The 24,731-nt window shown below is 60.4% G+C and carries 29 protein-coding genes and 1 pseudogene; 15 read left to right on the top strand and 15 right to left on the bottom strand.

What is annotated here, in order from left to right; translation table 11 throughout:
- The first annotated feature begins 93 nt into the window (after window positions 1-93).
- From GL286_RS15855 to GL286_RS15820, 8 genes are all read left to right on the top strand, one after another.
- Window positions 94-1,593 (top strand): HWE histidine kinase domain-containing protein, encoded by a 1,500-nt coding sequence (locus GL286_RS15855; RefSeq protein WP_281352134.1) that lies wholly within the window; start codon window positions 94-96, stop codon window positions 1,591-1,593.
- Between the two features lie 294 nt (window positions 1,594-1,887).
- A complete protein-coding gene (locus tag GL286_RS15850) occupies window positions 1,888-2,379 on the top strand; it encodes an MgtC/SapB family protein (protein ID WP_155096551.1) in 492 nt (163 codons plus the stop codon).
- Between the two features lie 92 nt (window positions 2,380-2,471).
- The gene (locus GL286_RS15845) at window positions 2,472-2,816 is read left to right on the top strand and encodes a PRC-barrel domain-containing protein (protein ID WP_155096550.1); all 345 of its coding nucleotides are present in this window, start codon (window positions 2,472-2,474) and stop codon (window positions 2,814-2,816) included.
- Window positions 2,817-2,916: 100 nt separating this feature from the next.
- Window positions 2,917-3,213: a PRC-barrel domain containing protein gene (locus tag GL286_RS15840; protein WP_155096549.1), complete on the top strand. Its 297-nt coding sequence runs from the start codon at window positions 2,917-2,919 to the stop codon at window positions 3,211-3,213.
- A 57-nt stretch (window positions 3,214-3,270) separates the two neighbouring features.
- On the top strand, window positions 3,271-3,540 hold the full coding sequence (locus GL286_RS22930) for a DUF3008 family protein (RefSeq protein ID WP_425496100.1): 270 nt from the start codon (window positions 3,271-3,273) through the stop codon (window positions 3,538-3,540).
- A gap of 14 nt (window positions 3,541-3,554) precedes the next feature.
- A complete protein-coding gene (locus GL286_RS15830) occupies window positions 3,555-3,770 on the top strand; it encodes a hypothetical protein (protein WP_155096548.1) in 216 nt (71 codons plus the stop codon).
- Between the two features lie 3 nt (window positions 3,771-3,773).
- Window positions 3,774-4,766, top strand: coding sequence for a DNA topoisomerase IB (locus GL286_RS15825; RefSeq protein WP_155096547.1), 993 nt, complete (start codon window positions 3,774-3,776; stop codon window positions 4,764-4,766).
- 328 nt (window positions 4,767-5,094) lie between these two features.
- Complete coding sequence (locus GL286_RS15820; protein WP_155096546.1) at window positions 5,095-5,898, top strand: response regulator; 804 nt, start codon at window positions 5,095-5,097, stop codon at window positions 5,896-5,898.
- 461 nt (window positions 5,899-6,359) lie between these two features.
- Here the strand turns inward: GL286_RS15820 and GL286_RS15815 are convergent.
- A pseudogene (locus GL286_RS15815) lies at window positions 6,360-6,763 on the bottom strand (host attachment family protein).
- 182 nt (window positions 6,764-6,945) lie between these two features.
- Between GL286_RS15815 and GL286_RS15810 the strand changes: the two are divergent.
- The 3 genes from GL286_RS15810 (at window position 6,946) to ku (GL286_RS15800) (ending at window position 8,256) form a co-directional block, all read left to right on the top strand.
- Window positions 6,946-7,119: a hypothetical protein gene (locus GL286_RS15810; RefSeq protein ID WP_155096545.1), complete on the top strand. Its 174-nt coding sequence runs from the start codon at window positions 6,946-6,948 to the stop codon at window positions 7,117-7,119.
- Between the two features lie 92 nt (window positions 7,120-7,211).
- A complete protein-coding gene (locus tag GL286_RS15805; protein ID WP_155096544.1) occupies window positions 7,212-7,454 on the top strand; it encodes a hypothetical protein in 243 nt (80 codons plus the stop codon).
- Between the two features lie 4 nt (window positions 7,455-7,458).
- A complete protein-coding gene (gene ku, locus GL286_RS15800; RefSeq protein ID WP_155096543.1) occupies window positions 7,459-8,256 on the top strand; it encodes a non-homologous end joining protein Ku in 798 nt (265 codons plus the stop codon).
- 3 nt (window positions 8,257-8,259) lie between these two features.
- On the opposite strand, the gene GL286_RS15795 is transcribed toward ku (GL286_RS15800), so the two are convergent.
- From GL286_RS15795 to ku (GL286_RS15785), 3 genes are read right to left on the bottom strand one after another with little or no spacing between them, the layout of a single operon-like run.
- Window positions 8,260-10,206, bottom strand: a complete 1,947-nt coding sequence (locus GL286_RS15795) for an ABC transporter ATP-binding protein/permease (protein WP_155096542.1) — start codon at window positions 10,204-10,206, stop codon at window positions 8,260-8,262.
- Window positions 10,158-12,548 (bottom strand): DNA ligase D, encoded by a 2,391-nt coding sequence (ligD, locus tag GL286_RS15790; RefSeq protein ID WP_170295235.1) that lies wholly within the window; start codon window positions 12,546-12,548, stop codon window positions 10,158-10,160. Before ligD ends, GL286_RS15795 begins: the two co-directional genes overlap by 49 nt.
- A 3-nt stretch (window positions 12,549-12,551) precedes the next feature.
- On the bottom strand, window positions 12,552-13,355 hold the full coding sequence (gene ku, locus GL286_RS15785; RefSeq protein WP_155096541.1) for a non-homologous end joining protein Ku: 804 nt from the start codon (window positions 13,353-13,355) through the stop codon (window positions 12,552-12,554).
- 325 nt (window positions 13,356-13,680) lie between these two features.
- Here ku (GL286_RS15785) and GL286_RS22590 point away from each other — a divergent pair, with 325 nt between their 5' ends.
- Window positions 13,681-14,235 (top strand): PRC-barrel domain-containing protein, encoded by a 555-nt coding sequence (locus tag GL286_RS22590; protein ID WP_155096540.1) that lies wholly within the window; start codon window positions 13,681-13,683, stop codon window positions 14,233-14,235.
- 222 nt (window positions 14,236-14,457) lie between these two features.
- Here GL286_RS22590 and GL286_RS15775 read toward each other — a convergent pair whose 3' ends face one another.
- From GL286_RS15775 to GL286_RS15745, 7 genes are all read right to left on the bottom strand, one after another.
- Entirely contained in the window at window positions 14,458-15,138 is a 681-nt protein-coding gene (locus tag GL286_RS15775; protein ID WP_155096539.1) for a PRC-barrel domain-containing protein, read from the bottom strand.
- Entirely contained in the window at window positions 15,135-15,692 is a 558-nt protein-coding gene (locus GL286_RS15770) for a hypothetical protein (protein WP_155096538.1), read from the bottom strand. The genes GL286_RS15775 and GL286_RS15770 overlap by 4 nt, the downstream gene beginning before the upstream one ends.
- A 170-nt stretch (window positions 15,693-15,862) precedes the next feature.
- On the bottom strand, window positions 15,863-16,339 hold the full coding sequence (locus GL286_RS15765) for a sigma-70 family RNA polymerase sigma factor (RefSeq protein WP_155096537.1): 477 nt from the start codon (window positions 16,337-16,339) through the stop codon (window positions 15,863-15,865).
- Window positions 16,340-16,456: 117 nt separating this feature from the next.
- Window positions 16,457-16,624 (bottom strand): hypothetical protein, encoded by a 168-nt coding sequence (locus GL286_RS15760; RefSeq protein ID WP_155096536.1) that lies wholly within the window; start codon window positions 16,622-16,624, stop codon window positions 16,457-16,459.
- Between the two features lie 132 nt (window positions 16,625-16,756).
- Window positions 16,757-16,993, bottom strand: coding sequence for a DUF6894 family protein (locus GL286_RS15755; RefSeq protein WP_155096535.1), 237 nt, complete (start codon window positions 16,991-16,993; stop codon window positions 16,757-16,759).
- A 5-nt stretch (window positions 16,994-16,998) separates the two neighbouring features.
- Window positions 16,999-17,754, bottom strand: a complete 756-nt coding sequence (locus GL286_RS15750; protein WP_246184981.1) for a Crp/Fnr family transcriptional regulator — start codon at window positions 17,752-17,754, stop codon at window positions 16,999-17,001.
- 31 nt (window positions 17,755-17,785) lie between these two features.
- Window positions 17,786-18,211, bottom strand: coding sequence for a hypothetical protein (locus GL286_RS15745; RefSeq protein WP_155096534.1), 426 nt, complete (start codon window positions 18,209-18,211; stop codon window positions 17,786-17,788).
- 496 nt (window positions 18,212-18,707) lie between these two features.
- On the opposite strand from GL286_RS15745, the gene GL286_RS15740 reads away from it, so the two are divergent.
- Entirely contained in the window at window positions 18,708-19,064 is a 357-nt protein-coding gene (locus GL286_RS15740) for a DUF1801 domain-containing protein (protein ID WP_155096533.1), read from the top strand.
- 469 nt (window positions 19,065-19,533) lie between these two features.
- Here GL286_RS15740 and GL286_RS15735 read toward each other — a convergent pair whose 3' ends face one another.
- Complete coding sequence (locus tag GL286_RS15735; protein ID WP_155096532.1) at window positions 19,534-20,820, bottom strand: sensor histidine kinase; 1,287 nt, start codon at window positions 20,818-20,820, stop codon at window positions 19,534-19,536.
- A complete protein-coding gene (locus GL286_RS15730; protein WP_155096531.1) occupies window positions 20,817-21,473 on the bottom strand; it encodes a response regulator transcription factor in 657 nt (218 codons plus the stop codon). Before GL286_RS15730 ends, GL286_RS15735 begins: the two co-directional genes overlap by 4 nt.
- 66 nt (window positions 21,474-21,539) lie before the next feature.
- Between GL286_RS15730 and GL286_RS15725 the strand changes: the two genes are divergently transcribed.
- Entirely contained in the window at window positions 21,540-22,112 is a 573-nt protein-coding gene (locus GL286_RS15725) for a tyrosine-protein phosphatase (RefSeq protein WP_246184980.1), read from the top strand.
- 7 nt (window positions 22,113-22,119) lie between these two features.
- A complete protein-coding gene (locus tag GL286_RS15720) occupies window positions 22,120-22,731 on the top strand; it encodes a methyltransferase family protein (RefSeq protein ID WP_155096530.1) in 612 nt (203 codons plus the stop codon).
- 416 nt (window positions 22,732-23,147) lie between these two features.
- Here GL286_RS15720 and GL286_RS15715 read toward each other — a convergent pair whose 3' ends face one another.
- A complete protein-coding gene (locus GL286_RS15715) occupies window positions 23,148-23,822 on the bottom strand; it encodes an FMN-binding negative transcriptional regulator (RefSeq protein WP_246184979.1) in 675 nt (224 codons plus the stop codon).
- Entirely contained in the window at window positions 23,792-24,652 is an 861-nt protein-coding gene (locus tag GL286_RS15710; RefSeq protein ID WP_155096528.1) for a DMT family transporter, read from the bottom strand. The genes GL286_RS15715 and GL286_RS15710 overlap by 31 nt, the downstream gene beginning before the upstream one ends.
- Window positions 24,653-24,731 lie beyond the last annotated feature (79 nt).

The raw sequence follows: 24,731 nt of genomic DNA, 5'->3' as shown, positions 1-24,731 counted from the left end.
GAAATGGCGCAAACTCGATGGCCAGAACCGCCTGCCGGAAATCATCCAAGGGGTTGAGTTCCGCGACGGTCTCCGCCAACTTCAAGCCGCCGCCTGATCAGGCATCACCAACTTTCGCCCATATCTCACTTCGATGGCGCGTGGACCACACTTGGATGCGCACCGAGCCTTGAAGAAGTCACGCCGCTTCTGCGCCACCTCGACGGCGTCGATAGGGGGCAGGTCTTCAGCAATTCTAGTCTTGCCGGGGCTCTGCCCGGTGCGACCGACCTGACTACGCGTTTTGCTGGCGCACTGGTGGTGCCACTTTCGCAGCGCTCGCAGAACGCACTCATCTTTTTCCGGCGCGAGGCCCTGCAAACACTGAACTGGGCGGGCGATCCGGCCAAAACCTATGAAAGTGGGCCGCATGGCGACCGACTGACTCCCCGAAAAAGCTTCGCGATCTGGAAGGAGACAGTACGCTACACGTCGATGCCATGGTCGGATAACGAGTTGCGCTTTGCCGAGGCGTTGCGCAATTCTGTGGTCGAGGTGATGCTGATGAATAGCGAGATCCTCGCCGAAGAGCGCGCCCGCGCGGCAACACATCAGAATGTACTGAATCAAGAACTCAATCACCGGGTGAAGAATATCCTCGCGTTGATCAAATCGCTGATCAATCGCCCTCCCGGTGATGACGTTTCGCTATCGGGCTTCATCGAAAGCCTGAACGGGCGCATCCAAGCGCTATCGGCCGCGCATGATCAGGTCGTGCGCGATGGCAGCGGCGGGCGTTTGGGCGAGTTGGTCGGGGCCGAACTGGGCCCCTATCGGGCGCAGGACGGGCAGGTTGAGATCTCCGGCCCCCCGGTCGCGCTGGAAAGCCGCGCATATTCCATCATGGCATTGGTGTTGCATGAAATGGCCACCAATGCCGCGAAATACGGGGCCTTGTCTCATGGAGGGCATCTGAGCGTTGCTTGGACCATCTTGCCCGAGGGCGATTGCCGCATCACGTGGGCCGAAACAGGCGTTATGGGCCTCGCGAAACCGACCCGCAGCGGTTTCGGCTCGGAATTGCTGGAACGTGCGCTGCCCTTTGATCTGGGAGGGACAAGCAAGCTTGAATTTCGCAGCGAGGGTCTTGTCGCCGAGTTCACACTGCCTGCCCGCTTCATTCGCGTGCTCGATGAGCAAGTTGACCTCATCCAGCCACCCCTCACGCCTTCCCGGAAAAGAACGGCCAACATACTTATGGGCGCGCGTGTTTTGATCGTCGAGGACCAGGCCTTGATTGCTATGTCACTAGAGGCGGATCTGACTGACAATGGGATGCAGGTCAGCGGCATTGCAGGAAATGTCGAGGCTGCCTTGCGGCTGATTAACAAGGACACGCCTGACCTGGCTGTTCTGGACGTAAACCTGAACCATGAGCGTTCGCTGCCAGTTGCCGAGCGGCTGCTTGCACTTGGCGTACCCTTTGTCTTCGCGACCGGCTATGGGAGTCGGGTCGATCTGCCCAATCATATGCGTAGCATTCCGGTGGTCGAAAAACCGTATCAGATTGCGGAAATCATGGCGAAACTCACCGACGCGCGCGAAGGAAGTTAATATTTTCTTCCGGTCGGGTCATCACCGGCGGCATCGTTGCCAATAACGCCCCGACCGATGCCGGTACATTTTGCTAGGCAGGATCATCTCGTTTGTTTAGCAGGCCGCTTAGGATCTTAGATTATTTGTATTTTTTCTCGGTAATGCGCTGATCTTCGCTTGTTCGTTCGGCACCGCGATCCGCGGTAGGTGAAATCTTCGGCTGTCGCGCCTCACTCGCAATCGCTCCCAATTTCAGGAACCCACTGCGACAGTTCGAGATTTCTAACGGGTATTTCCCTTTAAGGTACCGTCATGCTCGAGCAACTCACCGCCGAATTCACCCGCCCTATGACCCTGCCAACCGAGGTTGCCGTGCTGCGCCTGAGCATGGCCGTGGTGCTCGGCGGCGTGATTGGCTGGGAGCGTGAGGTCAAGGCCCGCGCCGCCGGTCTGCGCACCCATATGCTGATCGCACTCGCTGCCGCCTGTTTTACTCTGGTGGCAATGGAGTTGATGAATCTCACACCTAACAATTCCGATCTGCAGCGCCTCGATCCACTGCGCCTGATAGAAGCAGTCACGGCAGGTGTCGCTTTTCTAGCTGCTGGTTCAATCGTGATCAGCGGCGCTAATATTCGAGGTGTGACAACCGGCGCCTCGATGTGGCTTTGCGGGGCTATCGGGCTATGCTGCGGAACCGGTGACCTGCGACTTGCGATGATTGCGACGGTGATGGCGATTATCGTTCTCTATCTGATCCGGATTCTGGTCACCCCCTCCATGCGACCCGATGAAGATGATTAAGCTTTTCGGAGTTTGACGGAAACAAACCGCAAAGTCGTAGGTTACCAGCGCTCGAGAACGGGCGGATAGCCCGCTGCGGAAAGGATTTTGCCATGAATGACACGGTTGGAACGCTGGTCTCCTCGGCCAATGTGAACGGTACAGCGGTTTATGGCCGCGACGGCAGCCATATCGGCACCATCGACCACCTGATGATCGACAAGCTCTCGGGCAAGGTCGCATATGCGGTGATGGGCTTCGGCGGTTTTCTGGGTCTCGGCGAAGAGCATTTGCCTGTGCCGTGGCATACACTGCGCTATGACACGACTTTGAGTGGCTTTGTCACCGATCTGACCGAGCAGCAGGTCACTGGCGCGCCAGTGCGCAGCGAAGGATGGGACCGCGACTGGGAAACCCGAACCTACGAATATTACGGTATCCCGCCCTATTGGGTCTGATCCAATGCAGGTCCCCCTTCCGCGTCACCTTCCATTGAACAGACCAGTCAGCGAAGGGCGAAAATCGAATCTGCACATACAAATATCAGGAGGACGAAATATGGACCACACATTGCATCAACGCCTGAATGAAAGTGAACTTACCGACGCTGGGCTGTCGGGTGCCACCATCTACGGACCGGGCGACGAAAGCGTCGGTATGCTTTCGCATCTGCATGGCACCGGTGCCGGCGCCGAAGCAATCATCGACGTGGGTGGATTTCTAGGCATAGGAGCGAAACCCGTGGCGATCCGGGTCAGCGAGATCGACTTCATACGGAGTGAAACCGGCGCTGTTCACGGCGTCATATGTCACAACAAAGAGGCGCTAATGGCCCTGCCCGAGCATCACCACTGACCGTGACTTGGCGGCGTTGGAGGCTCAGCGCCGCTATTCCGTAAGGATAACATCTCCATGCCTGCCAAATCGAAGGTCCAACAAAAAGCTGCAGGCGCCGTCCTATCCGCCAAACGCGGCGAAATGCCATGGCCCCCGGGTCGGTTTGGACACCCCTGCTACCCGCAAGCTTCCCGCCCGAATAGGTCACGAGATTTAGTGAAAATACCCGCTGAAGCGGCTCACGCAACCGGTCGAACTGGCCTCAAGCTATGTGCTGCTGGCCGAGCCGATGTCGAGCTTTCAGGTGCCAACATCGCCGCCACTGCCGGCATGCCAATGATCTGAATTAGGAGCCTATAATGAGAAGCCAAATACTGCGCCTTGGTTTGGGCATTGCTGCCGGTTTCCTGCTAAAAGCCGCACTGGACGCTCTGCGGGCGCGACCCGTTCCGAAACTGGAACACGTCCGCGACGCCGGCCCAGAGGCGATGGATGAGCCTCCCGAGGATTGGGACATGGTCGACGAACAGGCCGATGAATCCTTTCCGGCCAGTGATCCTCCAGCCAATTACTGAAATATGCCGGCACAGCTCGTTTTCGTCTCGGATAGTGAACCGGGCATTTCCCGCCGAAGGGTCGGTAAGGGGTTCAGCTATCTCGGCCCTGCAGGCGAAACATTGGATCGCGAGGAGATTGCGAGGATCAAGGCTTTAGCCGTACCGCCCGCCTATTACGATGTATGGATATGCTCGCTGCCCGACGGCCATTTGCAGGCAACAGGACGCGACGAACGTGGCAGAAAACAATATCGCTACCATCCGCTTTGGAGCGAAACCCAATCCCGCACAAAATACCATCAACTTGTGGCCTTCGCCGAAGCACTGCCGGTGTTACGCAGAAGACTGCGTCGCGATTTGCAAGGAAATGTCGGCGATCGCACATTCAGCCTTGCGGCGCTGGTCTTGCTGATTGACCGGACCTGCCTTCGCATCGGCAATGTAGCTTACACTGCTGCGAATCGTAGCTTCGGCGCATCCACTCTACTGACACGTCATCTCGGTCTTAACGAGAAGGGGGTGATACAGCTGAAATTCCGCGCGAAAGGTGGCAAGCTTTGTCGCCACGTCCTGCGCGACAAGCGGCTAAATCGCATCCTACAGGAAATCGGTGATCTACCCGGCCGAAATCTTTTCACCTATCTTGATGAGGATGGCCTGCCGCATAACGTACACTCGCAGGATGTAAACTCTTATCTCGCCGAAGTCGCGGGCGAAGGCGTGACCGCAAAGACTTTTCGCACTTGGGGCGGCACACTTGCGGCGTTCGAGCTTGCCGATCAACTCGCCCCAGATGCCTGCCTGACACCACGCATGCTGGCAAATGCTGCGGCAGAACGGCTGTTCAACACCCCGACCGTCTGCCGTAAATCGTACATCCATTCAGCCGTGCTGGAGCTTGCTGCGCTATCGCCTGCCGAACGATCAACCGTTCTGACAGGAATAACCTGTCCGGAAATTACCGACCTCCGGGCCAGCGAGCGTCGACTTCTCGCATTCCTTCAAAAGAACTAACCCGCGCACACCCAGCCTTATTGGCGGGTTCGACCGCAAATTTACCCAGTTCAACAAGACGGCGGGTACCCCCAGCAGGAACCCAGAGGCACGAGCCGATGTGAACGTTGCGCCCAAGAGTTGGCTCCGAGCCAAAATCAGGGTCATGATACGACCCGTGAAAAAGATGGATCAGAACTACGCGTGGATTAGTGATCATGGTGATCGTTAGGCCAAAATAACGCGCGCATAGGCTCCCGGTTCCATGAAGCCCGTGACCGTTGGACAAGGAAACAAAACGCCAAGGGGCGCGTTGTAAACCGATAAAAACGAGAGCACAGAGGTTACCATGGCATCCGCAAATATAGCGCAATCCATCAGCCAAGAAGTCCGGTACTTACGACGCTATGCCCGCGCGCTTACGGGTAGCCAAAGGGCGGGCGATAACTACGCCGCCGCGACATTGGAGGCCATCCTTGCCGAACCAAACCTCGTCCAGGCAGACGATATTAGGGTCAGCCTGTTCCGGACTTTTCATGCTCTTTGGCACAGTTCGGGCCAACCTGTCGAAGTTCAACCTGAAAACGCTCGCGAAATGCATGCACAGGCCTTTCTGCGCCGCCTGACGCCGAATTCGCGTGAAGCGCTCTTGCTGCACACGATCGAAGAAATGGATTGGGAACGGATCTCCCGCATCATGGAGATCTGTCCGGGCGATGCCGAGGAGCTTGTAGCAATAGCTAGAAGGGAGCTCGCGGACACCCTATCTGCCAATGTCCTCATCATCGAAGACGAGACGATCATTGCGATGGATCTTAAAGACATCGTTCAAGCTATGGGCCATAAGGTGACCGGAATCGCCCGAACCCACAAAGCAGCCGTGGATCTGGCCCACCGCAGGCGTCCAGACGTGATCCTATCAGATATCCAGCTTGCCGACGGCTCTTCGGGCGTCGAAGCCGTAAGTCAGCTTTTGAGCGATTTGGGAGATATCCCGGTCATCTTCATCACCGCCTTTCCCGAACGCCTACTAACTGGGGAGCGGCCAGAGCCGACCTATCTGCTCCAGAAGCCCTATAGCGAGGAACAGGTCGCCTCAGCGCTTAGCCAGGCGATATTCTTTTCGTCGAAAGAGGGAATTGCGGCCGCTTAATTCCAAGTCACCCGAGAACAACACGTAGATAGGACGGTTCCCCGATCCTGCCAAGCGAAGACCTCTTGCTTGCAATGTTCGAGCGGCAGGGTCTGGTGCAATAGCAATGCGCCGAGCGAGGAATCCTCCATAGAACTGCGTGCTAGCCAATGAACAACGATCTTGTGCAAGATAACCTGCCAGTTCGTTCATGCCCAGTTACCGGATCTGGTATATTGATAGATAATCGCCATCTCTGACGCCGGATGCTTGCCCAATTGGCTGAACGTCTGCCTTCCACGCTGGCTCGAGATGCATCCAGTTGGTGTGTGGTCTCACGAGTAGGCAACCCTAATCGGCACTCGCGCATATTCAGTCCGCGCAAGACATGGGCTTTCTCGAGTTGGACAATAGGCGTTGTGGGATCGGCCAAAATGTCGCCTTCGGGTAGAACCGTATGATCGATCGAAAACACCTGCCGGTCAGGGGGAGGCCAAGGGGATTTCTGCGACAACGCGCTCTGCGACCGTCTGATGCAGTTGCGCCCGGATTTCGGCCAGAACTTCGGGCGCGGCAACAAGAATGATGCGTGCAAAATTCTGCTGCTCGGCATGGTCGTAAAGCAATTCGGCGAGGTGCCGGCCAAAACGCTCTTTTTCCAACTGATGCCAATCGGTTTCCTCATAGGCCGGCGCGCCGAACCTACGCATTGATGTTGCCGACCCGGTCGGCTTGTCGATTGCTCACGGTCAGGGGGATTGGCTTGGGTTTCCTTGCCGCGCACCTTGATGGCCGGATATTCCGCGTCACCTTCATTCTCGAGAAACAGGGCCTTTTCGCCATCGGCCACCAGAACCCATGTGCCGTTGTTCAATATGCGTGCCATGCTGTTTCTCCTTATATGTCGAGGACGTGTCGGGACCTCTACCAAGTCCGGTTGCGGGACGGTGCAAACCGGGCATCACGCCAGAATGTTCCCGGCATTCTGATCTCGAAATTTTTTGCGAACATTTCCGCCTTCTGCCGGTTGATCCGCGACAACGACTTCCGCCGCGAACAGGAGAAGCGATGCAAAACCCCAAAGACGACGAGCAGCATCTGCCCAATCACCCCGCACAGGAGCGCACGACCTATCCGTCAGGAATGGAGCGCGAACGGCGGATGCCGACGGGTGGCAAGGCTAAACCTAAACCATCACCTGATCACCGTCCCGAAAAGGAAGAAGAAAGGAACACAAAATGAAAGGTATGGTCGCATGGCTTCTGGGCGTACCTGTCGTCGTCATCATCCTGCTTTACGTCACGGGGATTTTCTGACGCAGAGGGAGCGCCCCGATGTCCTATAACACCGAACCCGATCGCGCCGCCCGTCGTCATGCCGCCGCAATCATCGCCATTATTGTGGCGCTAGCTGTGGCAGGGCTTGCGCTGATCTGGTGGATGGGCGCGGATCCGGTCGCCAAGGACGATGTCAGCCGAACTGTCGCGTCCGAGACGCCTGCAGGCGGCGGCGTCCCTGTCCCCACCGCGCCTCCGCCCGCTGGCACCCCGGCAGCGGGCAGCCCGCCGGAAAACTAGGCCGATGGCCACGCGCGTTTTCTGGAAAGGTTATTTGAAACTCTCACTGGTGACCTGTCCGGTCACCATGATGCCGGCCACGACCGAAGGCGAGAAGCTCCGCTTCCATACGCTGAACGCCAAGACCGGACATCGCGTGGTGAGCCAGTTCGTCGACGAGGTCAGCGGAAAGCCCGTGTCAGACGACGATCAGGCCAAGGGCTATCCCCGAGGCGAGAACGACCACATCCTGATCGAAGATGACGAGCTTGACGCCGTAGCACTGGACAGCACCCGCAGCATCGATATCGAGATGTTCGTGCCGAGCCAGTCCATCGCTTGGATCTATTACCACAAGCCGCATTACCTGACCCCGTCGGATGCGATCGGGGAAGAGGCGTTTTCGGTTATCCGCGATGCCATGGCGGCGACAAAGATGGTCGGGATCGCGCGACTGGTCCTTTACCGTCGCGAACGCGCCGTGATGCTTGAGCCAAAGGACAATGGCATCATCCTCTGGACCCTGCGCTATGGCGACGAAGTCAGGGATGAGGGGGATTACTTCGACAAGCCCGGCAAGACCAAGCCCGATCCGGCGCTAATGAAACTGGTGACTGACCTGATCGGACAACACATGGTCGATTGGAATCCGGGCCTTGTTCGGGACCCGGTGCAGGAAAACCTGCTGGAACTGATCGCCTCGAAGAACAAATCCCGCAAGAAGGCCAAGCCTGCCGCCGCACCGACCGAAAAACCCGGAAATGTCATCAATATCATGGACGCGTTGAAGAAAAGCATCGCCGCCGAGCGGAAGGGCAAGTGATTTCTAGGGATCATGTGTTCCCGGCAGCTTGCCGCGCGGATCCGGGACAGGCGCAGGGCCTTTCACCGCCTTCTCCACTCGCTGAATGCGCCCGAAAGTGTTGAACAACCGGCCGAACCGCGTGTCGAGCCGTCGCCCGATGCGGTCGCCCTTGACCAGCCGGACACCGCCATCCAACCGTTTCAGCTCTAACCTGCGGGAATGATAGGCATCTAACCCCGGACGATGCGCCACGCTGATCAGCGCGGCCTCGGGCAGTTCCTCAACCAGCGCCTGCATCACACGGGACTGGCTATCGTCATCCAAAGCCGAGGTCGCCTCATCCATCACCACAAGATCTGGCCGTTCCAGCAGCACGCGGGCAAAGGCGATGCGCTGGCGCTCGCCGCCGGACAGGACATGGCTCCAGCGGTCCTCGTCATCAAGGCGCGGCTGGAAATGCGACAGACCGACCCGGTCGAGGACGCGCGCGGCATCGGAGTCAGAAAGCGTCTCGGGCGGGTTCGGGTAGCTCAGGCAACCGCGCAGACTTCCTAGCGGCAGATAGGGCGTCTGCGGCAGGAACATGATGTGCCAGCTTTTCGGGATGATGATCTGGCCGCTGCCCCAAGGCCAAAGCCCGGCGATCGCCCTGATCAGCGTGCTTTTCCCGGTGCCGGATTCACCGCCAACCAGCACGCGTTCGCCGCGCGTGATGACGCCTTCGGCCTCGTCGATCACCACGATGCCATCGTCGCGCCGCACCTCCAGCCCGATCAGGCGCAACTCCTGTCCGTCATCCTCGCGCAGCTCGATCAGGGTGTCGTCGGGGCCGTGAATGGTGCGCTCCAACTCATCCATGCCGCCGATCAGCACCGAGAGCCGGTTCGCCGCCGCCCGCCAACTGGCCAGCACGATGAAATTGTCCATCACCCAGTTGAAGGCCATCTGGACCTGCACAAAAGCCGCCGAGACCTGCATCAACTCGCCCAAGGACATGCCGCCCTGAATATATTTCGGAGCCCCGATCAGCAGCGGGATCACCGGAAGCAGGATCGCGCTCATATTGGTCAGGATGGTGATGCGGCCGTGGTTCGCGCCGATGATCCAGATCGCCGTCGCGAGTCGCGTGAGTGAGCCGGTCAGGCGGCGCTTTTCCTCATCTTCGCCCTTGATCAGCGCGATGGATTCCGCGCTTTCGCGCACGCGGGTGAGTTCAAAGCGCAGATCGGCTTCGGCGGAGTTTTGTTCCTCGACCGCCGCGATCAGCGGGCGGCCAATCACCCAAGTCAGGCAGGACATGACCAGTGCATAACATACGGCCGCCAGAACAAACCCATAGGGGATGGTCAACACCCCGCCCTGCCGCGGGATCTGCACCTCGCGCCCGACCAAAGCCAGAACGCCAATGAATGTGATCGTTGCCAGAGTTGCATTGAAAAGCCCGACCGACAGGTCCACCACCGGGGTCAGGGACTGCTTCAAATCATCGGACATGCGGGCCTCGGGGACATCGACGCCGGTCGAGGCGACCTCGAGCTTGTAATAGGTTCGCTCGCCCAGCCAGCGGCCGATCAGCCGACTGGTCAGCCAGCGCCGCCATTCCGCTTGCAGCCCCATGCGCAGCCGCACCATGCCGTAATTGATCACCGCACTCAGGCCGAGCAGCGCCAGAAAGATCAGGATCATCCGCGGGATCGCCTCGATCTGACGCTGATCGAGCGTGTCGAAGAAGCTCTTGCTCCAGCGGTTGATCGCGAAAAGCACGCCGACATTGGCCGAGACCACCACAACGACGCCCAAAGTCAGCGCCCAAGCGATGCGCCGAGCCGAGCCAGACCAGAAGGGTAAAGCGATCTCGCGGAAGCTGGGACCGGATATGGCCTCGGGCGCGGGATCGGGGTGATCGGCCATCGCCGTGGTCAGGATTTCGCGGGCAGCGGAACCGAGGCGGCCCGGAACCCATGCCAAGGATCGCGCTCCTGCGAGGCGATCCGCTGAAGCAGGTTTGCCAAGGTCAAATGGGCCGGACCGATCTCGGGTCCAAGTTCTTCCCATTCCAGTGGGGTGGCCACCGGAGCGCCTTCGCGGGCGCGGGTCGAGTAAGCGGCCACAGCGGTCGCGCCACGCTGGTTGCGCAGGTAGTCGATCAGGATGCGACCCCGGCGCTTGGATTTGGTGATCGTCGCGACATAGCGATCCGGCGTGTCGCGCGCCATGGCCTCGGCCATAGATTTGCTGAAGGCCTTGGCGGCGCGCCAATCTGCCTTGGGGGCCAGCGGCGAGACGACATGCAGCCCCTTGCCGCCCGAGGTCTTGACGAAAGCCGCAAGCCCCGCTGCCTCAAGCCGTTCGCGGACCTCGCGAGCGGCCGCGATCACCTCGGACCATGCGACCCCTTCGCCGGGGTCGAGATCCATCACGATCATATCGGGTCCTTCCCAATCGGCGATACTCGCCCCCCAAGGATGAATCTCCAGCGTCGCCGCTTGCACCAACGCGATCAAGCCGTCGAGATCATGGATGCCGATCAGCGGTTCCCCGGATTTGTGCTTGGGGTCGGTGAGGGGCGTGATCTGCGGCCCCATGCCCTTCCAGACGTGTTTTTGAAAGAACTTCTGCCCGGTAATCCCTTCGGGACAACGCAACAGCGCCAAAGGGCGCCCCGTGATGAACGGCGCAATCCGGGGCCAGATTGCGGCGTAATAATCGGCCAGCGCCTCCTTTGTGATGCCCGTATCGGGCCAATAGACGCGCTCGGGATGGGTCAGTTTGACGGTTCGCCGCTGTGGCGCTGCGGGGGTTTCGCGCATGATCTGTTGCGGCTCCTTATCCTCGCGCAGCCCCCGGAACGAGGCATGGCGCAGATGGTCGTCGGCGGTCCAGGCGCGAAACTCGACCTCTGCCACCAGTTCGGGGCGGGTGAAGACGACCTGCCGCGCCTCGTCCGCAGTCAGGCCTTCGGCGAAGGGGCTACGCTTGACCTGCATCGCCTCAAGGCGCTGGAATAGCTCGCCCGCGAGTTTGCGGCTGAAGCCGGTGCCGACCCGGCCAACATGGCGCAGCTTGCCACCCTCATGCACGCCCAGCACCAGCGAGCCGATCGCCTTGGGCGAGGCGCTTGACGGCGTGTAGCCTGCGATCACGAATTCCTGCCGCGCCGAGCATTTCGATTTCAGCCATGACCGGCCCCGGCCCGACCGATAGGGCGAATCCCGCAGCTTCGAGACGATCCCCTCAAGGCTGAGGCGGCAGGCATGGCGCAGCACCATCGCGCCGTCATCTTCGAAATGCTGGCTCAAGAGGATCAGTTCCGCATCAAGGATCAGCGGGGCAAGAATTTCCTTGCGCTCGATCAGCGGCAGGCCGCGCAGATCCCGCCCGTCGAGGTGAAGCAGGTCAAAGACATAAAGCCGGAAACGATCATCGCGCCCCGCGCTGAGATCAGCTTGCAGCGCCGAGAAATCCGAGGCCCCGGTATCACCCTCGACCACCAATTCGGCGTCGAGGATGGCATCGGTCAGCGGCAGGTCTTGCAGCGCCACGACAATCGGCTTGCCGAATTTTCCGGTCCAATCGAGGCCGCTGCGGGTCAGCAGCCGTGGCTTGCCGCCCTCGATCCGGACCTGCAAGCGGTAGCCGTCGAATTTGATCTCATGCAACCAGCGCGCGCCCGAGGGGGCAGCCCGCGCAAGCGTCGCGAGCATCGGTTCAACAAAGTCCGGCATCGCGGCTTTCCTGCCCTGCGGGCCAGATTTCCCGGTCTGCGCCGCGAGATCGCGGCCCGACTTCACCGAATGCGGGCTTTCCTTCAGTATATCCTTGCCTGCCCGGGAAAATTCGTCATCGCCCTTGATGAGCAGCCAATTCTCACGCTTCTCGCCGAGCTTGCCTTGCATTCGCACCAGATGCCATCGACCCCGCAGTTTTTCGCCCTGCAGGGTAAATTCGAGATGCCCTTTGGCATAGGATTTGGCGGCATCGCCTTCGGGCTGCCAAGTGCCACGATCCCAAAGGATCACCTCGCCCGCCCCATATTGGCCCTTGGGGATCGTGCCCTCGAAGCTGCCATAATCCAGCGGGTGATCCTCGACATGGATGGCAAGACGCTTCTCGGAAGGATCGAGGCTTGGCCCGCGCGTCACGGCCCAGCTTTTCAGAACACCGCCCATCTCAAGGCGGAAGTCGTAATGCAGCCGCCGCGCCGCGTGTTTCTGGATCACGAAAGCATGGCCATTGGCGCGCGCCTTGCGCCCTTTTGGCTCGGGCGTGGCAGCGAAATCGCGCTTTTCGCGATAGGTTTCCAGCGCCACCTGTCAGCCCGCCGTCTTGCGCTTCGACTTGGCCGACAAAGCCGCGCTTTCGCGTAAGGCCGCCATCAGGTCCACGACCTGCGCCTTGGCGGGTTTGGCGGCAGGCTTGATGGTTTTTCCCGCCGCCTTGGCCTTGATCAGCTCGGCCAAGGCCTCCTCATAGCGATCATCGAACTCGGCCGGGTCGAATGTGCCTGCCTTGGTCTTGATGATATGTTTCGCCAGATCCAGCATCTCGCCTTTGATCTTGCGGATCGGAATATCGTCGAAGGCCTCATTGGGCGCACGGATTTCGTAGTCGTAATTCAGCGTATGGGCGATCAGCCCATCGCCATGGGTACGGATCATCACCGTCCTCATGCGACGGAAAAGAACCGTCTGTGCCAATGCCGCGACGCCTTCTTTCCGCATGCCCTCACGGATCAGCGCATAGGCTTCAAGCCCCGTCGGTTCGGTGGCAGCGAGGTAATAGGGATTGTCGAAATAGATCTTGTCGATCTGGTCGCAATCGAGAAAACCCGAGACGGAAAGTGTCTTGTCGCTGTCGGGAATGGCATCCGAGATTTCTTCCGGCGTCAGGATGACATGTTCGCCGGATGCCGTCTCATAGCCCTTGACCTGATCCTCGCGCGGGACGGGGTTGCCGCTTTCGGCATCGACGAATTCCCGGCGGAGGCGGTTGCCGGTCTTGCGATTGATCATGTGAAAGCTGATCCGATCCGAGGTCGAACTGGCGGTGTATAGCGCCACCGGGCAGGTCAACTCGGCGATCTTCAGCATGCCCTTCCAATTTGCCCGTGGAGCCATGACCCACCTGCTTTATCGTGCTGCGGATAAACATCTTTGAGCGGGCGATGTTCCCGAGACGGGCTTTGGGTGGATTCACGAAAAAGTCAGGAAGGCTCTGCAAACGGCTTTTGGACGGGCTGCGTGCGGCATTCGATAAAATATCATAACAACATGATATAATGTAGATAAATTACGGAACACTTACTGTCCATCCGGCACTCTCGACAGACAAGGCACAATCCAGGTTCCCGTTCAGAGAAGAAATATTCGCCGGAACCGAGGCGAATCCGGCCTGTTCTTCGTCCATGCGGCACCCGCCGCCAATACAAATGGAGATTGCACCATGACCAAGCTCCTCGCCTCGACTGCATTGATTGCCGCCCTTGTCGGCCCTGCGATTGCACAGACCGCTCCGACGACCCAGCCCGCAACCACCGAGGCACCTGCTGCGACGAGTGCGACCCCGGCAACCCCGAATACACAGAGCGTTGCGACCTCAGCGACAGCTTCATCGGCGACGACTCCGGCCAGCGATTTTGGCTATGCGGCGATGTCTGGCGATCTATCCGCCGAAACATTTATTGGCAAACGCCTCTATGTCTCGGATGTGGAAGTCGATGTCGATGCCAATCTGATCGAGGTCGACAAGGATTGGGACGAGATCGGGGAGATCAGCGATCTGGTCATCGGCCAAGATGCCGAGATCAAGGCGGTTCTGGTCGATATCGGCGGCTTCCTCGGCATGGGTGAAAAATCAGTCGCGGTCGGCATGGACGCGCTGCGCGTGATCCGGGACGGCGATTCCGAGAAGAATTATTTCCTTGTCTTCACCGCCAACCGCGCCGCGCTGGAAAACGCCCCGGAATTCGAATTCGCCACAGAGATGAAAGACTCGTAAGCAAGATTGCCTAGCGACGCGCCCCTTCGGGCGCGTCACTTCTTTAGCAGTCTTTTTCCTGAACGCTAACTGCCGCTTCGATTTTGGCTTTCTACGTCGAGATATCTGCAGAGAGAGAGCGGGCCATTGCATCATCCCAAAAGCTACAGATCCCGGGCATGCCCGCCTGAGCCATCGCGCGGTAAATTGCGGGCCGGAATTGAGGCGGCCCGCAATCATGCTTTAGGCGGGATTGGCCTCGAATTTGGGCAAGGCCATCAATTGCTCGCGGGTCTTGGGCAGATAGATCCGCAACTCGTCGTCCTTGCGGTAAGCTACGAGTTCCTCGACGGGGATAGCAACGCGATGTTCACCCATGCCGAGGAATCCGCCAACATCGATCACCGCTTGGGTGATCGCGCCTTGATCAGTGGGGGCTGTCGCATCGGCCGATTGCGCTGGCGGCGTCGTGGCATCGGTTGGGGTCATCGTGGTCGCATCATGGCCGACATTGCCGATCTTTTCGCCTTCGACCTTGGCGGCCTCACCGGTGGCGGGCGCGGTGGTTGCCATGCCAGCCGGCTCGGTGGTCGTCACCGGGGCTATCGGATCAGCGGCCGGATTGACGGTACTGACCGGAGGGGTCGCCCCCATGCCGGTGGTGGCTCCATTGGCAAAGACCAAACCATGGACCTCGCCAATGCGCTCGCCCGTCGCGTCGTAAACCGTCACGCCATCAAGGTTATCGGCACTGAACACGACTTTGTCGGCCATAAAGCCTTCGGGCGCTGTGATTGTTGGCGCGGTCATAGGGGCCGTCGGGGCGGCGGGTTCTGCCGCAGGTGGCGTCGTCGCCGTTTGAGCCAGGGCGCTGCCGCCCGCAAAGACCAGTATAAGAGCGGTTGTCGAGAATAGTCTGCTCATCCTCTCCTCCATACGCAGTGAAGCATGGGGTTGCGAACCTGCAAAAAGCGGAATTGTTCCCGAAAGCCGCTGCGATCCGCTCCGCTTGTGACTTTATGCGGAGGGGTCGGACCGTGGCTCCGCCGATTGGGATCCTCGGTCATCAGATTTGCGGGATCGCCGTGAGGCTTGTCACTCTCGACAGGCGAGGGGATTTCCGGCTTCACCGGCAGCGCGGATGCTGGCCTGACCGCAAGCGAAAGCCCCAATCCCAAGCCGATCCCCAAGCCGATAGATCCCGCGACCAGGCCGGCAAAGGGTATGGTGCGATGCCAGCCGGGGCTCATCCTTTCCGGCGGCACTCCATAGTCGATGACAAGCGCCAGAAGGGCGTTGCCCAATCCGACGATCCAAGCATGACCAATGCCGCGAAACAGCAATGTTGCGATCACCGCCCAGAACAGGCTTGAAACCACATGAATGAGCAGCCCAAACCCGCTATGCGTCACATCAAAGGCGCGGATTTGCGCCACTTCCGAACCGAAAAAGGCTTGGGTCGTCACATTCAGGGGCATTCAGAACGGGTGACCCGCGAGCATCGCAGCCACGCCCAGCACCAACCCGAGACGAGCGGAGTCAAAAGACCCCGCGCGCAGAGTAGTAGTCAAGAATCCGGAACTCTTCGCAATTGTGCCTCATCTAGACTAGGCGTCGAGAAACGTCTTCCGCGCCGATGTTCCAGGGCTCACAACGCAGGCTCAAGCGCCTCGCGCAAGATCCGCCGTGCCCGGTTCACCCGGCTTTTGATGGTGCCGATATCGCAATCGAGTATACGCGCTGCATCGATATAGCTTTCACCGAAACCACCGACGAGAACGATCGCATCGCGGTAATGGGCGGGCATATCGCGCAGGACGCGCCGCACCTCGATCGCCTGCATATGCCATTCCTGCCCGGCCTCGACCCGCGGCTGATCCGCGACGCAATCCACGCCTCCGGTCAATTCTCGCGCTGATTTACGGCAATTCGTCAAAAAGCGGTTGCGCATGATGGTAAAGAGCCAAGCCCGCAGATTTGTGCCCGGTTGAAAGCTGTCGGCATATTCGATGGCGCGCAACAGCGTCTCTTGCACCAGGTCCTCGGCCTCGGAAAACGACCTGCACAAGCAGCGCGAATAGGCCCGAAGCGCGGGTATCTGCTCGACGACCTCGTCCTTCAGCATGGAGAAGCCTCCCCTGTCCATCCTCAGTGAGACAAGCATCGGGTTGGCGGCTTGGTTCCGGCTGTGCGGCGTATGGGCGCGAACCCGCCCAATTGGCGCGTCAAATACCGTGCCTGCTCACTGCCGCGCCTCGGCAAGAGCTTTGGCCAAGCGATCGGCCAGTTTTTGCAAGCGAGGAGAAAGCGGTTCCTTGCGCGTCTGTTCCAGCAATTCGGACAATGCCTTGTCCAGTTCCGGCTCGAGGCGCGGTGTGTCATCCTTGTCCGGCATTGGCAATCCCGTCATCTCGCCTTCCTCTGAACCCGCAAGAACCATTAAGCTGGCCGGATGTGCCCCAAAACCTCGCCTTTGGGTGATCACAATCACGAGAAGAGTAGCAAATCGGCGGGAATATTCAACGTGAGCGGTGGCAGCGAGTCAATCAAGCCACTCGGCGACGAGTTCAAGGACGGCCCGAAAGATCGCCTCACCTTCCTCGTTGCGGATCACCACCGAGACGGCGTGGCGATCGCCGTCGGGCAGCACATCGCGCGCAAGTGGCGGCAGGACCGAAATCGCCATGTTGCGCGCAGCGGCGCGATCCGGCAGGGCTTGCCCGTCATCATCAAAAGTGAAGCGCAACCCGTCGTCGATATCGAAGAAAAAGCGCGGCATCGGCTTCAGCTTTCCGGCGGCAGATGCAGGTAATCGGGATTGAATTCCGAGAACTCCATCAGCCGCGCAATATCGGGAATGGTGATCTGGCGGTCCCGCAACGCGATCAACCCGTCCTGACGCAGGGCCGCGATGACGCGCTGCGCATGGACCACGGTGATGCCCAGCGTGTCGGCAAGCTGCTCTTGCGTCAGGGCAAGCGCGAATTCATCGGGCCAGCCGATCGCGGCATAGCGCAAGTAAAGTTCGCAAAGCAGATGCGCCATCTGTCGATCCGAACGGCGCTGTCCCATATTAACCAGCCACTCCCGCAAGATGGCCTCATCGACCAAAGTGGCCCACCACATCGCCCTTGCGATGCGGGGGAAATCGAACAACAATTCCTCGATCTCGGAACGCGAAATATAGGCGACGCGGCAGGGCGTCAGCGTACCGATGCTGTGATCCATCCGGCCAAGGATCGCGATGTTCATGTCGCAGAAATCGCCCGGGATCAGCAGATCCATGATCGAGCGCCTTCCGTCCGGGAGGATCTTGTAGCGGCAGGAAATGCCATCAAGGATCGCATGGACATATTCCGGGTCATCACCCTGGCTGATGATGTCGGACTTGGCCGGGATCGCCTTCCAATGCCGCATCAACTCGTCCAAACGCGCATGATCGCTGTCCTGCAGGGCGGCCCCATTGCTCAACTTACGAGCGACAAAGTTGCGCATGCCGGTTCCGCCATCCCTCAGAAAATCGTTGTGTCGCTCGAACATCTTCCGCGCGCCTCGCGTTCCCCAATGCGGCTCATTTTAACAGCACGCCATGCAACGCCTCGCGCGCGGCAACCTGATGGCGGACCAGGACCAAAGACTCGATTTCCAGCACACGTTCGGCCTGAGTGGCCGTTAGGTGAAGCAGGTCCAGAAGCACCAGCGCCAGCCGCTGCGGCAGGGGTAGGCTCCGGATCGCGACCAGCAGCGCCTCGAGTCCCTCGCCCTGTTTCGCGGGGAATAGAAAAATCTTTGGAAGCTGCAGATCCGGATCGGCACACATGAGGCGCAAAAGCTCGACTTTGTGGTCGGCGATTTCCCCTTTTCCTGCGCGTTGTATCGCCTGATGCAGGCTTCGTTCAAGCAACGCCTCGGCACTTCTGTCGTCGGGGCAGACAAGTCGCGCAAATATCCGCATCATGTCCAGATCGTCACGTAGTCCCGACAATGGCTGATCCACGCTTCTTCCTCCTCCCAAAGCTCGAAGCGCCAAGCATGCGCTGACCAAGTAGAGGACGCCCCAACATTTGTGGTCATGCTGACCGCATGTCTCGCATCGGTAAGACGGCAAATCCAAGATCATTGATGATCTCGAGGGTACGGCGCAGCATGACAGACCGGTCTTTAACCTCGCCCGAACTTCGTTAGCGCGCAGCCCTTATCATGCAGCTCCTTTCCCAGCGCGATCTGCCGATCGCGACCGCCGAAAACTGCACCGGCGACGCCCTGCCGACCAATATGAAAGGAGTTCTTATGCGTCCGACAGCGGCTTTGTCACCTAGCGCGATGATACTAAAACCCGTTGCCCCGGGTGATGCGACACTAATCGCCGAAGACAGAGCTATCCCCCGCAAGATCGCCATCGCAATGGCAGTCGGCGCACATCAGCGCGGCCGTGATCGCGGAAAGCCTGAGCTCCCCGTTGCACCCAGAAACTCGGCTGTTGATAATGAGGCATGACAGGGATTTCAGACCATCACGCGTATATCGCCGCGGCGCCGAAGCAATTCAGGCCGCTATTGAAGCGGTTGCGCCTTCGATTGGCCGAGGCGCTGCCCGACACTGAAGAACTTATCATGTACGACATGCCTGGCTTCGGTTTCGGGAAAACCATCATTGTCGGCTATGCTGCCTTCAGCAAGCAATGTGGTCTATACGTCCATAGTGGGGCTATTGCTGCAAATGCGGACGATATTGCCTCTGCGGGTCTTAAGGCCACCAAAACTGGTATCGTGTTTTCACCGCATCATCCTATTCCCGATGAACTGGTAGTGACGCTCGCACTCGCCTCACGAAAAGAACTGGGACTATAAGCTACCCGTGATGGAAATTGTGCGTCGAACCGCGTGGCCCAGCCAGACTGTTTGGCAAACCGAGATCGCTAGCAAGACTGTCAGGGTCGAGCCATTCACGCATATTGAGGTTAAGGACCGCGTCCCGCGGGACGGGTGGATACCGCGACATCGGATTGTTTGCCCCGCTGCATCTGCAAACTGCAGGTAAGTCCGCATCGCCACGATGTCTCCGAGGATTTCGCTGCGCAGTGCGTGAGGGGCGGCTTCGGTGAATGCTGCCGCGCAGCATGGTGACAGGCCGAGCGGCAGGTAAGGGCCGACCTTCCCTATTCCGATGGTCAAGACGCCCGCTCAGCCCCACCTGCCACTTGCTGCACCGCAGCATGTTGCTCGGAGCGCCCAAAGCAGCCGTTTGCAATAGGCGACATGGCTTCAGTCGCACGGGCCCCGATCGGCTAGATATTGGTGTGCAGAGTAGTAACGCTGTTCAGATAAGAACGGCGTTCAGCCTGCTTGGCTTACCAACATCTGTCGGGCCTGAGAGCATGACGGCCTCAAACCCCTGATTTGAGCCTTCGCGCGGCGAATGAAGCCTCAACGTCATGTCCGCATTTTCCGCGATGGCGGCGGCGATTGCCAGCCCAAGGCCCGAGCCCGCGGTGCGTGCGCCGGAGCGTTCGAAGCGACGGGTCAGGTGGGCCAGCTTTTCAGGCGGGATTGTGGCGCAGTCGTTGGCGATACGCAGCGTGCCATCCGCGTCCAGCCGGACGGTCGTTTCGGTGCCGTGGGTGACGGCGTTCTCGATCAGGTTGCGGGCAAGGATCGCGAAGGCGTCGGCGTCGATCCGCAGCGACACGGGCGCATCCGGCACATCTGCGGTCAGCCCGAAGTCGGCGGCGACAAGGCGCAGGATCGGGGCGACATCCGCTAGCGGTGCAATGCTCGTCGCGTGCTCGGCCCGCGCCAGTTGCAACAACTTCTCGGCCAGTCGAGCCACGCGCTTCAACTCGGCCTCGGCCTTTTCGGCGCGCGCGCGCAGGGGGCCGTCCGAGGCATCACGCAAAAGCTGCACATGCGCCAACGTGGCGGCAATAGGAGTGCGGAGTTCATGCGCGGCGTTGGCGGAAAACGCCTTCTCCGCTTCCAACGTTTCGGCCAGATCGGCCATCAGGCGGTTCATCTCGTCCCGCACGGGGGCCAGTTCGGCGGGCAGCGCAGGGGTCGTCAGCGCGCGCAGATCGCCGGGGCTTCGGCCTGCGACTTCCGCAGACAAGGCCGCGACGGGGCGTAGGCGACGGTTGGTGAACCATACGATCCCCAGCAGACACACCGGCAACAGCGCCAGCGCGGGCAGGATCAGCGCGGTCATCACCCCTTGCAGCGCCTCGCGTCGTTCCTGAAGCGGACTTGCGATGTCCAGTGTCATCCCATCCAAGCTGCGGACGAAATGGCGCTGATCGCCCGCAGTGCTGAACCCTTCGGGCGGGTTTGCGGGGAAATCGGCGGGGTCGGCATCGTCGGAATACCGCACGCCGACCGCGCCGTGCAGCGCCCATGTCAGCAGTGCCTCGGCCCGCGGCGGCAGGGCGGGCGTTTCCGGCCCCGCCATGAAGGGCAGAAGGCGGTCGGAGGTTTCCTCCATCAGGCTGTCGTAAACCTCGTCCAGTTCCTCGCGGACGATCAGGGCCGCGCCCAGCATCGCCACGATCCACAGAACCGTCAGCCCCGCCCCGAGGCCAAGCGCCAGATCGCGCCGCAGGCTGCGGGCTTTCATCGCGCGATCCGGTAGCCGAGGCCGCGCAGCGTCTCCACGCTGTTCTTGCCCAGTTTCTTGCGCAGGCGGCTGACATACACCTCGATGGTGTTGCTCTCGACCTCGGCATCGAAGGAATAGAGGCGGTCTTCGAGCCGCGATTTCGAGACGATGGTGCCCTTTGCCTGCACCAGAGTCTCGAAGATAATCCATTCGCGCTGGCCCAGATCGATTGCGCCTTCGGGACCGGTGATCTGCCGCCCTGCAAGGTTCACCTCCAATCCGGCAACGGTGATGTGGGGGCTGGGATCGCGGGCGTAACGCCGTGCGACGGCACCGATGCGGGCGGTCAGTTCGGACAGATCGAAGGGCTTGACCAGATAATCGTCGGCCCCCGTGTTCAGACCGTCGATCCGGTCGGTGATGCGGTCCATCGCCGTCAGGATGATGACCGGAACGGCGTTCCGTGCCTGCCGCATTTGCCGCAGCAGAGCCAGCCCGTGACCGTCCGGCAGCATCATGTCCAGCAGCACCAGATCGTAGGTGACAGTCGCCAGGAAATCGCGGGCGGTCGCCAGATCCTCGGCCCAGTCGGGCAGATGGCCGTCGCCCGCGATGCGGTCGCGCACGGCGGGGCCAAGCCCCGCATCGTCCTCGATCAGCAATATCCGCATCCGTGCCTCCGCACCGCCAGCATAGTCGCTGCGTCGACGAAGGCCAGCGTTCAGCTTGGTGTCAGCTTGGCGCGCGAACAGGGCGGCATGATGTATCGCAAGCTTCTCCTCGCCGCCGCTTTGTGCCTTGCCCTGCCGGGTGGGTATCTGGCCAACCTTCAGATGAACGGCAACTTCCATCCGGTGGTGGATGGTGTTGCCTATCGCTCGGCCCAGCCTTCCGGATACGATCTGGACCGCTGGGTGACGGATACCCGCATCCGCAGCGTCATCAACCTGCGCGGCGAGCATTTCGGGACGGATTGGTATGACGAAGAACTTGCGGCCTCGGCGCGTCTTGGCATCGCGCATTACGATTTCGGCATGTCGGCGGGCAAGGCGCTGTCGCAGGATCGCGCGGCAGAGCTTGTGGCGCTGCTGCGCACGGCCCCCAAGCCGGTGCTGATCCATTGCAAGTCGGGCGCGGACCGCACGGGCCTTGCCTCGGCGCTGCTGCTGGCGACGCTGGCACAGGACGAGGATGCCGCCGAGGCGCAGATCTCGTTCCGCTACGGCCACATCTCCATTCCTTACACCGCCGCATGGCCGATGGACCAAAGCTGGGAAGCGTTGGAGCCGTGGCTCGGCTATACATCCTGAGGGTTCCATGACCGCAACGCTTGCCCACCCGTTCAACCAGAAAATCCGTATCGCCGGATTGCGTCTTGCCACGCTGGCCCTGCTGCCGGTGCTGCTGTTCACCGCGCCCGCCGTCGATGGACTGCCCGCTGCGCTGCTGCATGGCGCGGGCATCCTGTGCGTCGTCGCGGCCGTGCTGGGACGGTTCTGGGCGATCCTGTATATCGGCGGGCACAAGAACCGAACCGTGATGCAGGACGGGCCGTATTCTATCTGCCGCCATCCGCTTTACCTGTTTTCGACCATCGGGGCGACGGGGTTCGGACTGATGCTGGAAAGCTTCACGCTGACCTTGCTGGTGGCCGGGATGGTGCTGGCGATCCTGACCGCAACCGCCAAGCGCGAGGAGCGCGACCTGCGCCGGATGTTTGGCGCAGCCTATGATGCCTATGCCGCGCGAGTGCCGCGGATCGTGCCGGACTTGTCGGGGTTCAGCACACCGCCGCGCGTCACCGTCGACATGGGCACGCTGGCCCGCAATACGCGGGATGCGTTGGTGTTCCTGTCCCTGATCCCGCTGGCAGAGACGTTGAACTGGCTGCACGCGGCACATCGGCTGCATGGCTTTGCGCTGTGGTGAGGTGGGTAATCTGCCGCCACCGGCAACCGACGGGGAGTTCGTATCGTTGTTAGCTGGACTTTTGTCGCTTCCCTCATGCCGAGTGAGAAAAGTAAGTTCTTCGTTTCGGCGAATGGCGGCAATGTCCCAGAAGTGTGACGGGCGGCTACGACGGCAGCCCGCCCGACGAGCGGCGGCTTCGTCCGCATAGCTCCCATCTCATCAAGGATTTCGCTGCGCGTTGCCTGAGGGGCGGCTTCGTTGAATGCTGCCGCGCAGCATAGTGACGGGCCAATTGTCCGCAAAGGGCCTCGACCTTCCCTATCCGAGGGGCAGGCCGCCCGCCTCAGCCAAATCTGCTAATTTCCACACCGCAGCATGTTGGTCGGAGCCCATCACCGACATTCAAGCGCTCCTCGGAAACTCACGCTGCGCGCCTACTCAACCGACCGCCCCCCTTGGCGTCGCATGCGCCCTGCTAGACTTCCAAAGCCACGCGCATCAAGATCCTCGGTAACTGCGGCGTGATCTCGCGGTTCTCGGTTCTGGCTGAGTTTGGATTTCGCGACAACTCTCGTTACCGCAATACGAAACGCCACGATCGCGCCGAGCATCTGCGTCATGTAGTCTGCCGGGGCGTCGGCCATGCGCCAAGCCGCCTTGCCGTTCAGGCGGCGCTCGTGGTCGCGGGTGAGCAGGCCCACCGCTGCGCGTTTCGATGTCTCGTCGTGCTGGAACGTGATCGTCCCATGAGCATGGACCACCTGATAGTTCCATGTCGGGACATGCCGATGATGTTCGGGTTTCGACGGATAGGCGTTGGGCGTGACATAGGCGTCCTCGCCACGGAAGATTGCCAGAACCTGCTGCCCAGGCGCGAGCAGCCGATGGATGTCGTTCTTCAGTGCAACATGTCCGATCAACGAACCGTCCGGTCCCATCAGCAGCGGAATATGATTCGCGACCAGCCCCTCCTGAGTCTGAGCCACAATGCAGGCCAGCGGGTAATCTCTCAGGACCGTCTCAACCTCAACGGGATCGCGTTCTTCGAACGCTTCGGGAAGATACATCGCACGTCTCTTCAGGAATACCGCTTCGCGCCCCAGACGCATGCTACTACGAAAAGTGTGATGCCCAGCATCGCCGGACTAACCGCGTCGCCGATCAGCACAGCTGCCAGAAGCAGGCCGAAAAACGGTTGTAGAAGCTGCAACTGACCCACCCCCGCGATGCCGCCGATCGCAAGGCCGCGATACCAGAAGACGAAGCCCAGCAGCATCGAGAAAAGCGAGACGTAGCCAAGTGCAGCCCATTCCGGGGCCGTGATCACCGCTGAGTTGGCTGGCAGCGTCGCGAACGATAGTCCGGCCATGATCGGCAATGCGAGCACAAGCGACCAGGAAATCACCTGCCAGCCGCCGATCCGTCGCGAGAGCGTCGCTCCCTCAGCATAGCCCAAACCACATAGCGCGACGGCCGCAAGCATCATCAGATCGCCGACCAGCGATCCAGCACCGCCCTGCGCAAGCGCATAGGCCACGATCGCCAGACTTCCGCACCCTGAGAACAGCCAGAACGCGGTGCGTGGCCGTTCCCCGCCGCGCAACACGCCGAAAAGCGCGGTGAAGAGCGGCAGAAGGCCGATGAACATGACAGAGCGAGCCGCCGAGATGTGCTGAAGCGCAAGCGCGGTCAGCAGTGGAAAACCCACGACCACACCCGCCGCAACCAAGGCGAGCGCTGGCAGATCCCGCCGCTCTGGCCGGGTCTCGCGTAGGGCGAAGAGAAGCAGGCTACCGACCAGCGCCGCGATCACGGCGCGGGCCGAGGTCAGGAACATCGGGGAGAAGCCTCCGATCGCGATCCGAGTCGCGGGAAGCGAGCCGCTGAAGATCACCACGCCGGTCAAACCGCTGCCCCATCCTGCCAAGTTTTTCTGCATACCAACCGTCCTTTTGCATTGGACGCTCGTAGCAAGTCGGGCAATTTACGGACAGATACAGACCCATATGATTTCGATA

It is taken from the genome of Paracoccus aestuariivivens (assembly GCF_009711225.1).
In the GTDB taxonomy this organism is placed as follows: Bacteria; Pseudomonadota; Alphaproteobacteria; order Rhodobacterales; family Rhodobacteraceae; genus Paracoccus; species Paracoccus aestuariivivens.
This window is presented reverse-complemented; position numbering and strand designations above follow the sequence as displayed.

Coding starts and splice junctions, on each gene's coding strand:
- GL286_RS15820 (WP_155096546.1), top strand. CDS start 5,095: ATGGCATCCGCAAATATAGCGCAATCCATCAGCCAAGAAGTCCGGTAC.
- GL286_RS15750 (WP_246184981.1), bottom strand. CDS start 17,754: ATGTTCGAGCGACACAACGATTTTCTGAGGGATGGCGGAACCGGCATG.
- GL286_RS22590 (WP_155096540.1), top strand. CDS start 13,681: ATGACCAAGCTCCTCGCCTCGACTGCATTGATTGCCGCCCTTGTCGGC.
- GL286_RS15825 (WP_155096547.1), top strand. CDS start 3,774: ATGCCGGCACAGCTCGTTTTCGTCTCGGATAGTGAACCGGGCATTTCC.
- GL286_RS15805 (WP_155096544.1), top strand. CDS start 7,212: ATGTCCTATAACACCGAACCCGATCGCGCCGCCCGTCGTCATGCCGCC.
- GL286_RS15765 (WP_155096537.1), bottom strand. CDS start 16,339: ATGCTGAAGGACGAGGTCGTCGAGCAGATACCCGCGCTTCGGGCCTAT.
- GL286_RS15845 (WP_155096550.1), top strand. CDS start 2,472: ATGAATGACACGGTTGGAACGCTGGTCTCCTCGGCCAATGTGAACGGT.
- GL286_RS15715 (WP_246184979.1), bottom strand. CDS start 23,822: ATGCGTCTGGGGCGCGAAGCGGTATTCCTGAAGAGACGTGCGATGTAT.
- GL286_RS15720 (WP_155096530.1), top strand. CDS start 22,120: ATGACCGCAACGCTTGCCCACCCGTTCAACCAGAAAATCCGTATCGCC.
- GL286_RS15850 (WP_155096551.1), top strand. CDS start 1,888: ATGCTCGAGCAACTCACCGCCGAATTCACCCGCCCTATGACCCTGCCA.
- GL286_RS15810 (WP_155096545.1), top strand. CDS start 6,946: ATGCAAAACCCCAAAGACGACGAGCAGCATCTGCCCAATCACCCCGCA.
- GL286_RS15755 (WP_155096535.1), bottom strand. CDS start 16,993: ATGCCGCGCTTTTTCTTCGATATCGACGACGGGTTGCGCTTCACTTTT.
- ku (WP_155096543.1), top strand. CDS start 7,459: ATGGCCACGCGCGTTTTCTGGAAAGGTTATTTGAAACTCTCACTGGTG.
- GL286_RS15735 (WP_155096532.1), bottom strand. CDS start 20,820: ATGAAAGCCCGCAGCCTGCGGCGCGATCTGGCGCTTGGCCTCGGGGCG.
- GL286_RS15830 (WP_155096548.1), top strand. CDS start 3,555: ATGAGAAGCCAAATACTGCGCCTTGGTTTGGGCATTGCTGCCGGTTTC.
- GL286_RS15840 (WP_155096549.1), top strand. CDS start 2,917: ATGGACCACACATTGCATCAACGCCTGAATGAAAGTGAACTTACCGAC.
- GL286_RS15760 (WP_155096536.1), bottom strand. CDS start 16,624: ATGACGGGATTGCCAATGCCGGACAAGGATGACACACCGCGCCTCGAG.
- GL286_RS15775 (WP_155096539.1), bottom strand. CDS start 15,138: ATGAGCAGACTATTCTCGACAACCGCTCTTATACTGGTCTTTGCGGGC.
- GL286_RS15710 (WP_155096528.1), bottom strand. CDS start 24,652: ATGCAGAAAAACTTGGCAGGATGGGGCAGCGGTTTGACCGGCGTGGTG.
- GL286_RS22930 (WP_425496100.1), top strand. CDS start 3,271: ATGCCTGCCAAATCGAAGGTCCAACAAAAAGCTGCAGGCGCCGTCCTA.
- GL286_RS15730 (WP_155096531.1), bottom strand. CDS start 21,473: ATGCGGATATTGCTGATCGAGGACGATGCGGGGCTTGGCCCCGCCGTG.
- GL286_RS15770 (WP_155096538.1), bottom strand. CDS start 15,692: ATGCCCCTGAATGTGACGACCCAAGCCTTTTTCGGTTCGGAAGTGGCG.
- GL286_RS15740 (WP_155096533.1), top strand. CDS start 18,708: ATGACAGGGATTTCAGACCATCACGCGTATATCGCCGCGGCGCCGAAG.
- ku (WP_155096541.1), bottom strand. CDS start 13,355: ATGGCTCCACGGGCAAATTGGAAGGGCATGCTGAAGATCGCCGAGTTG.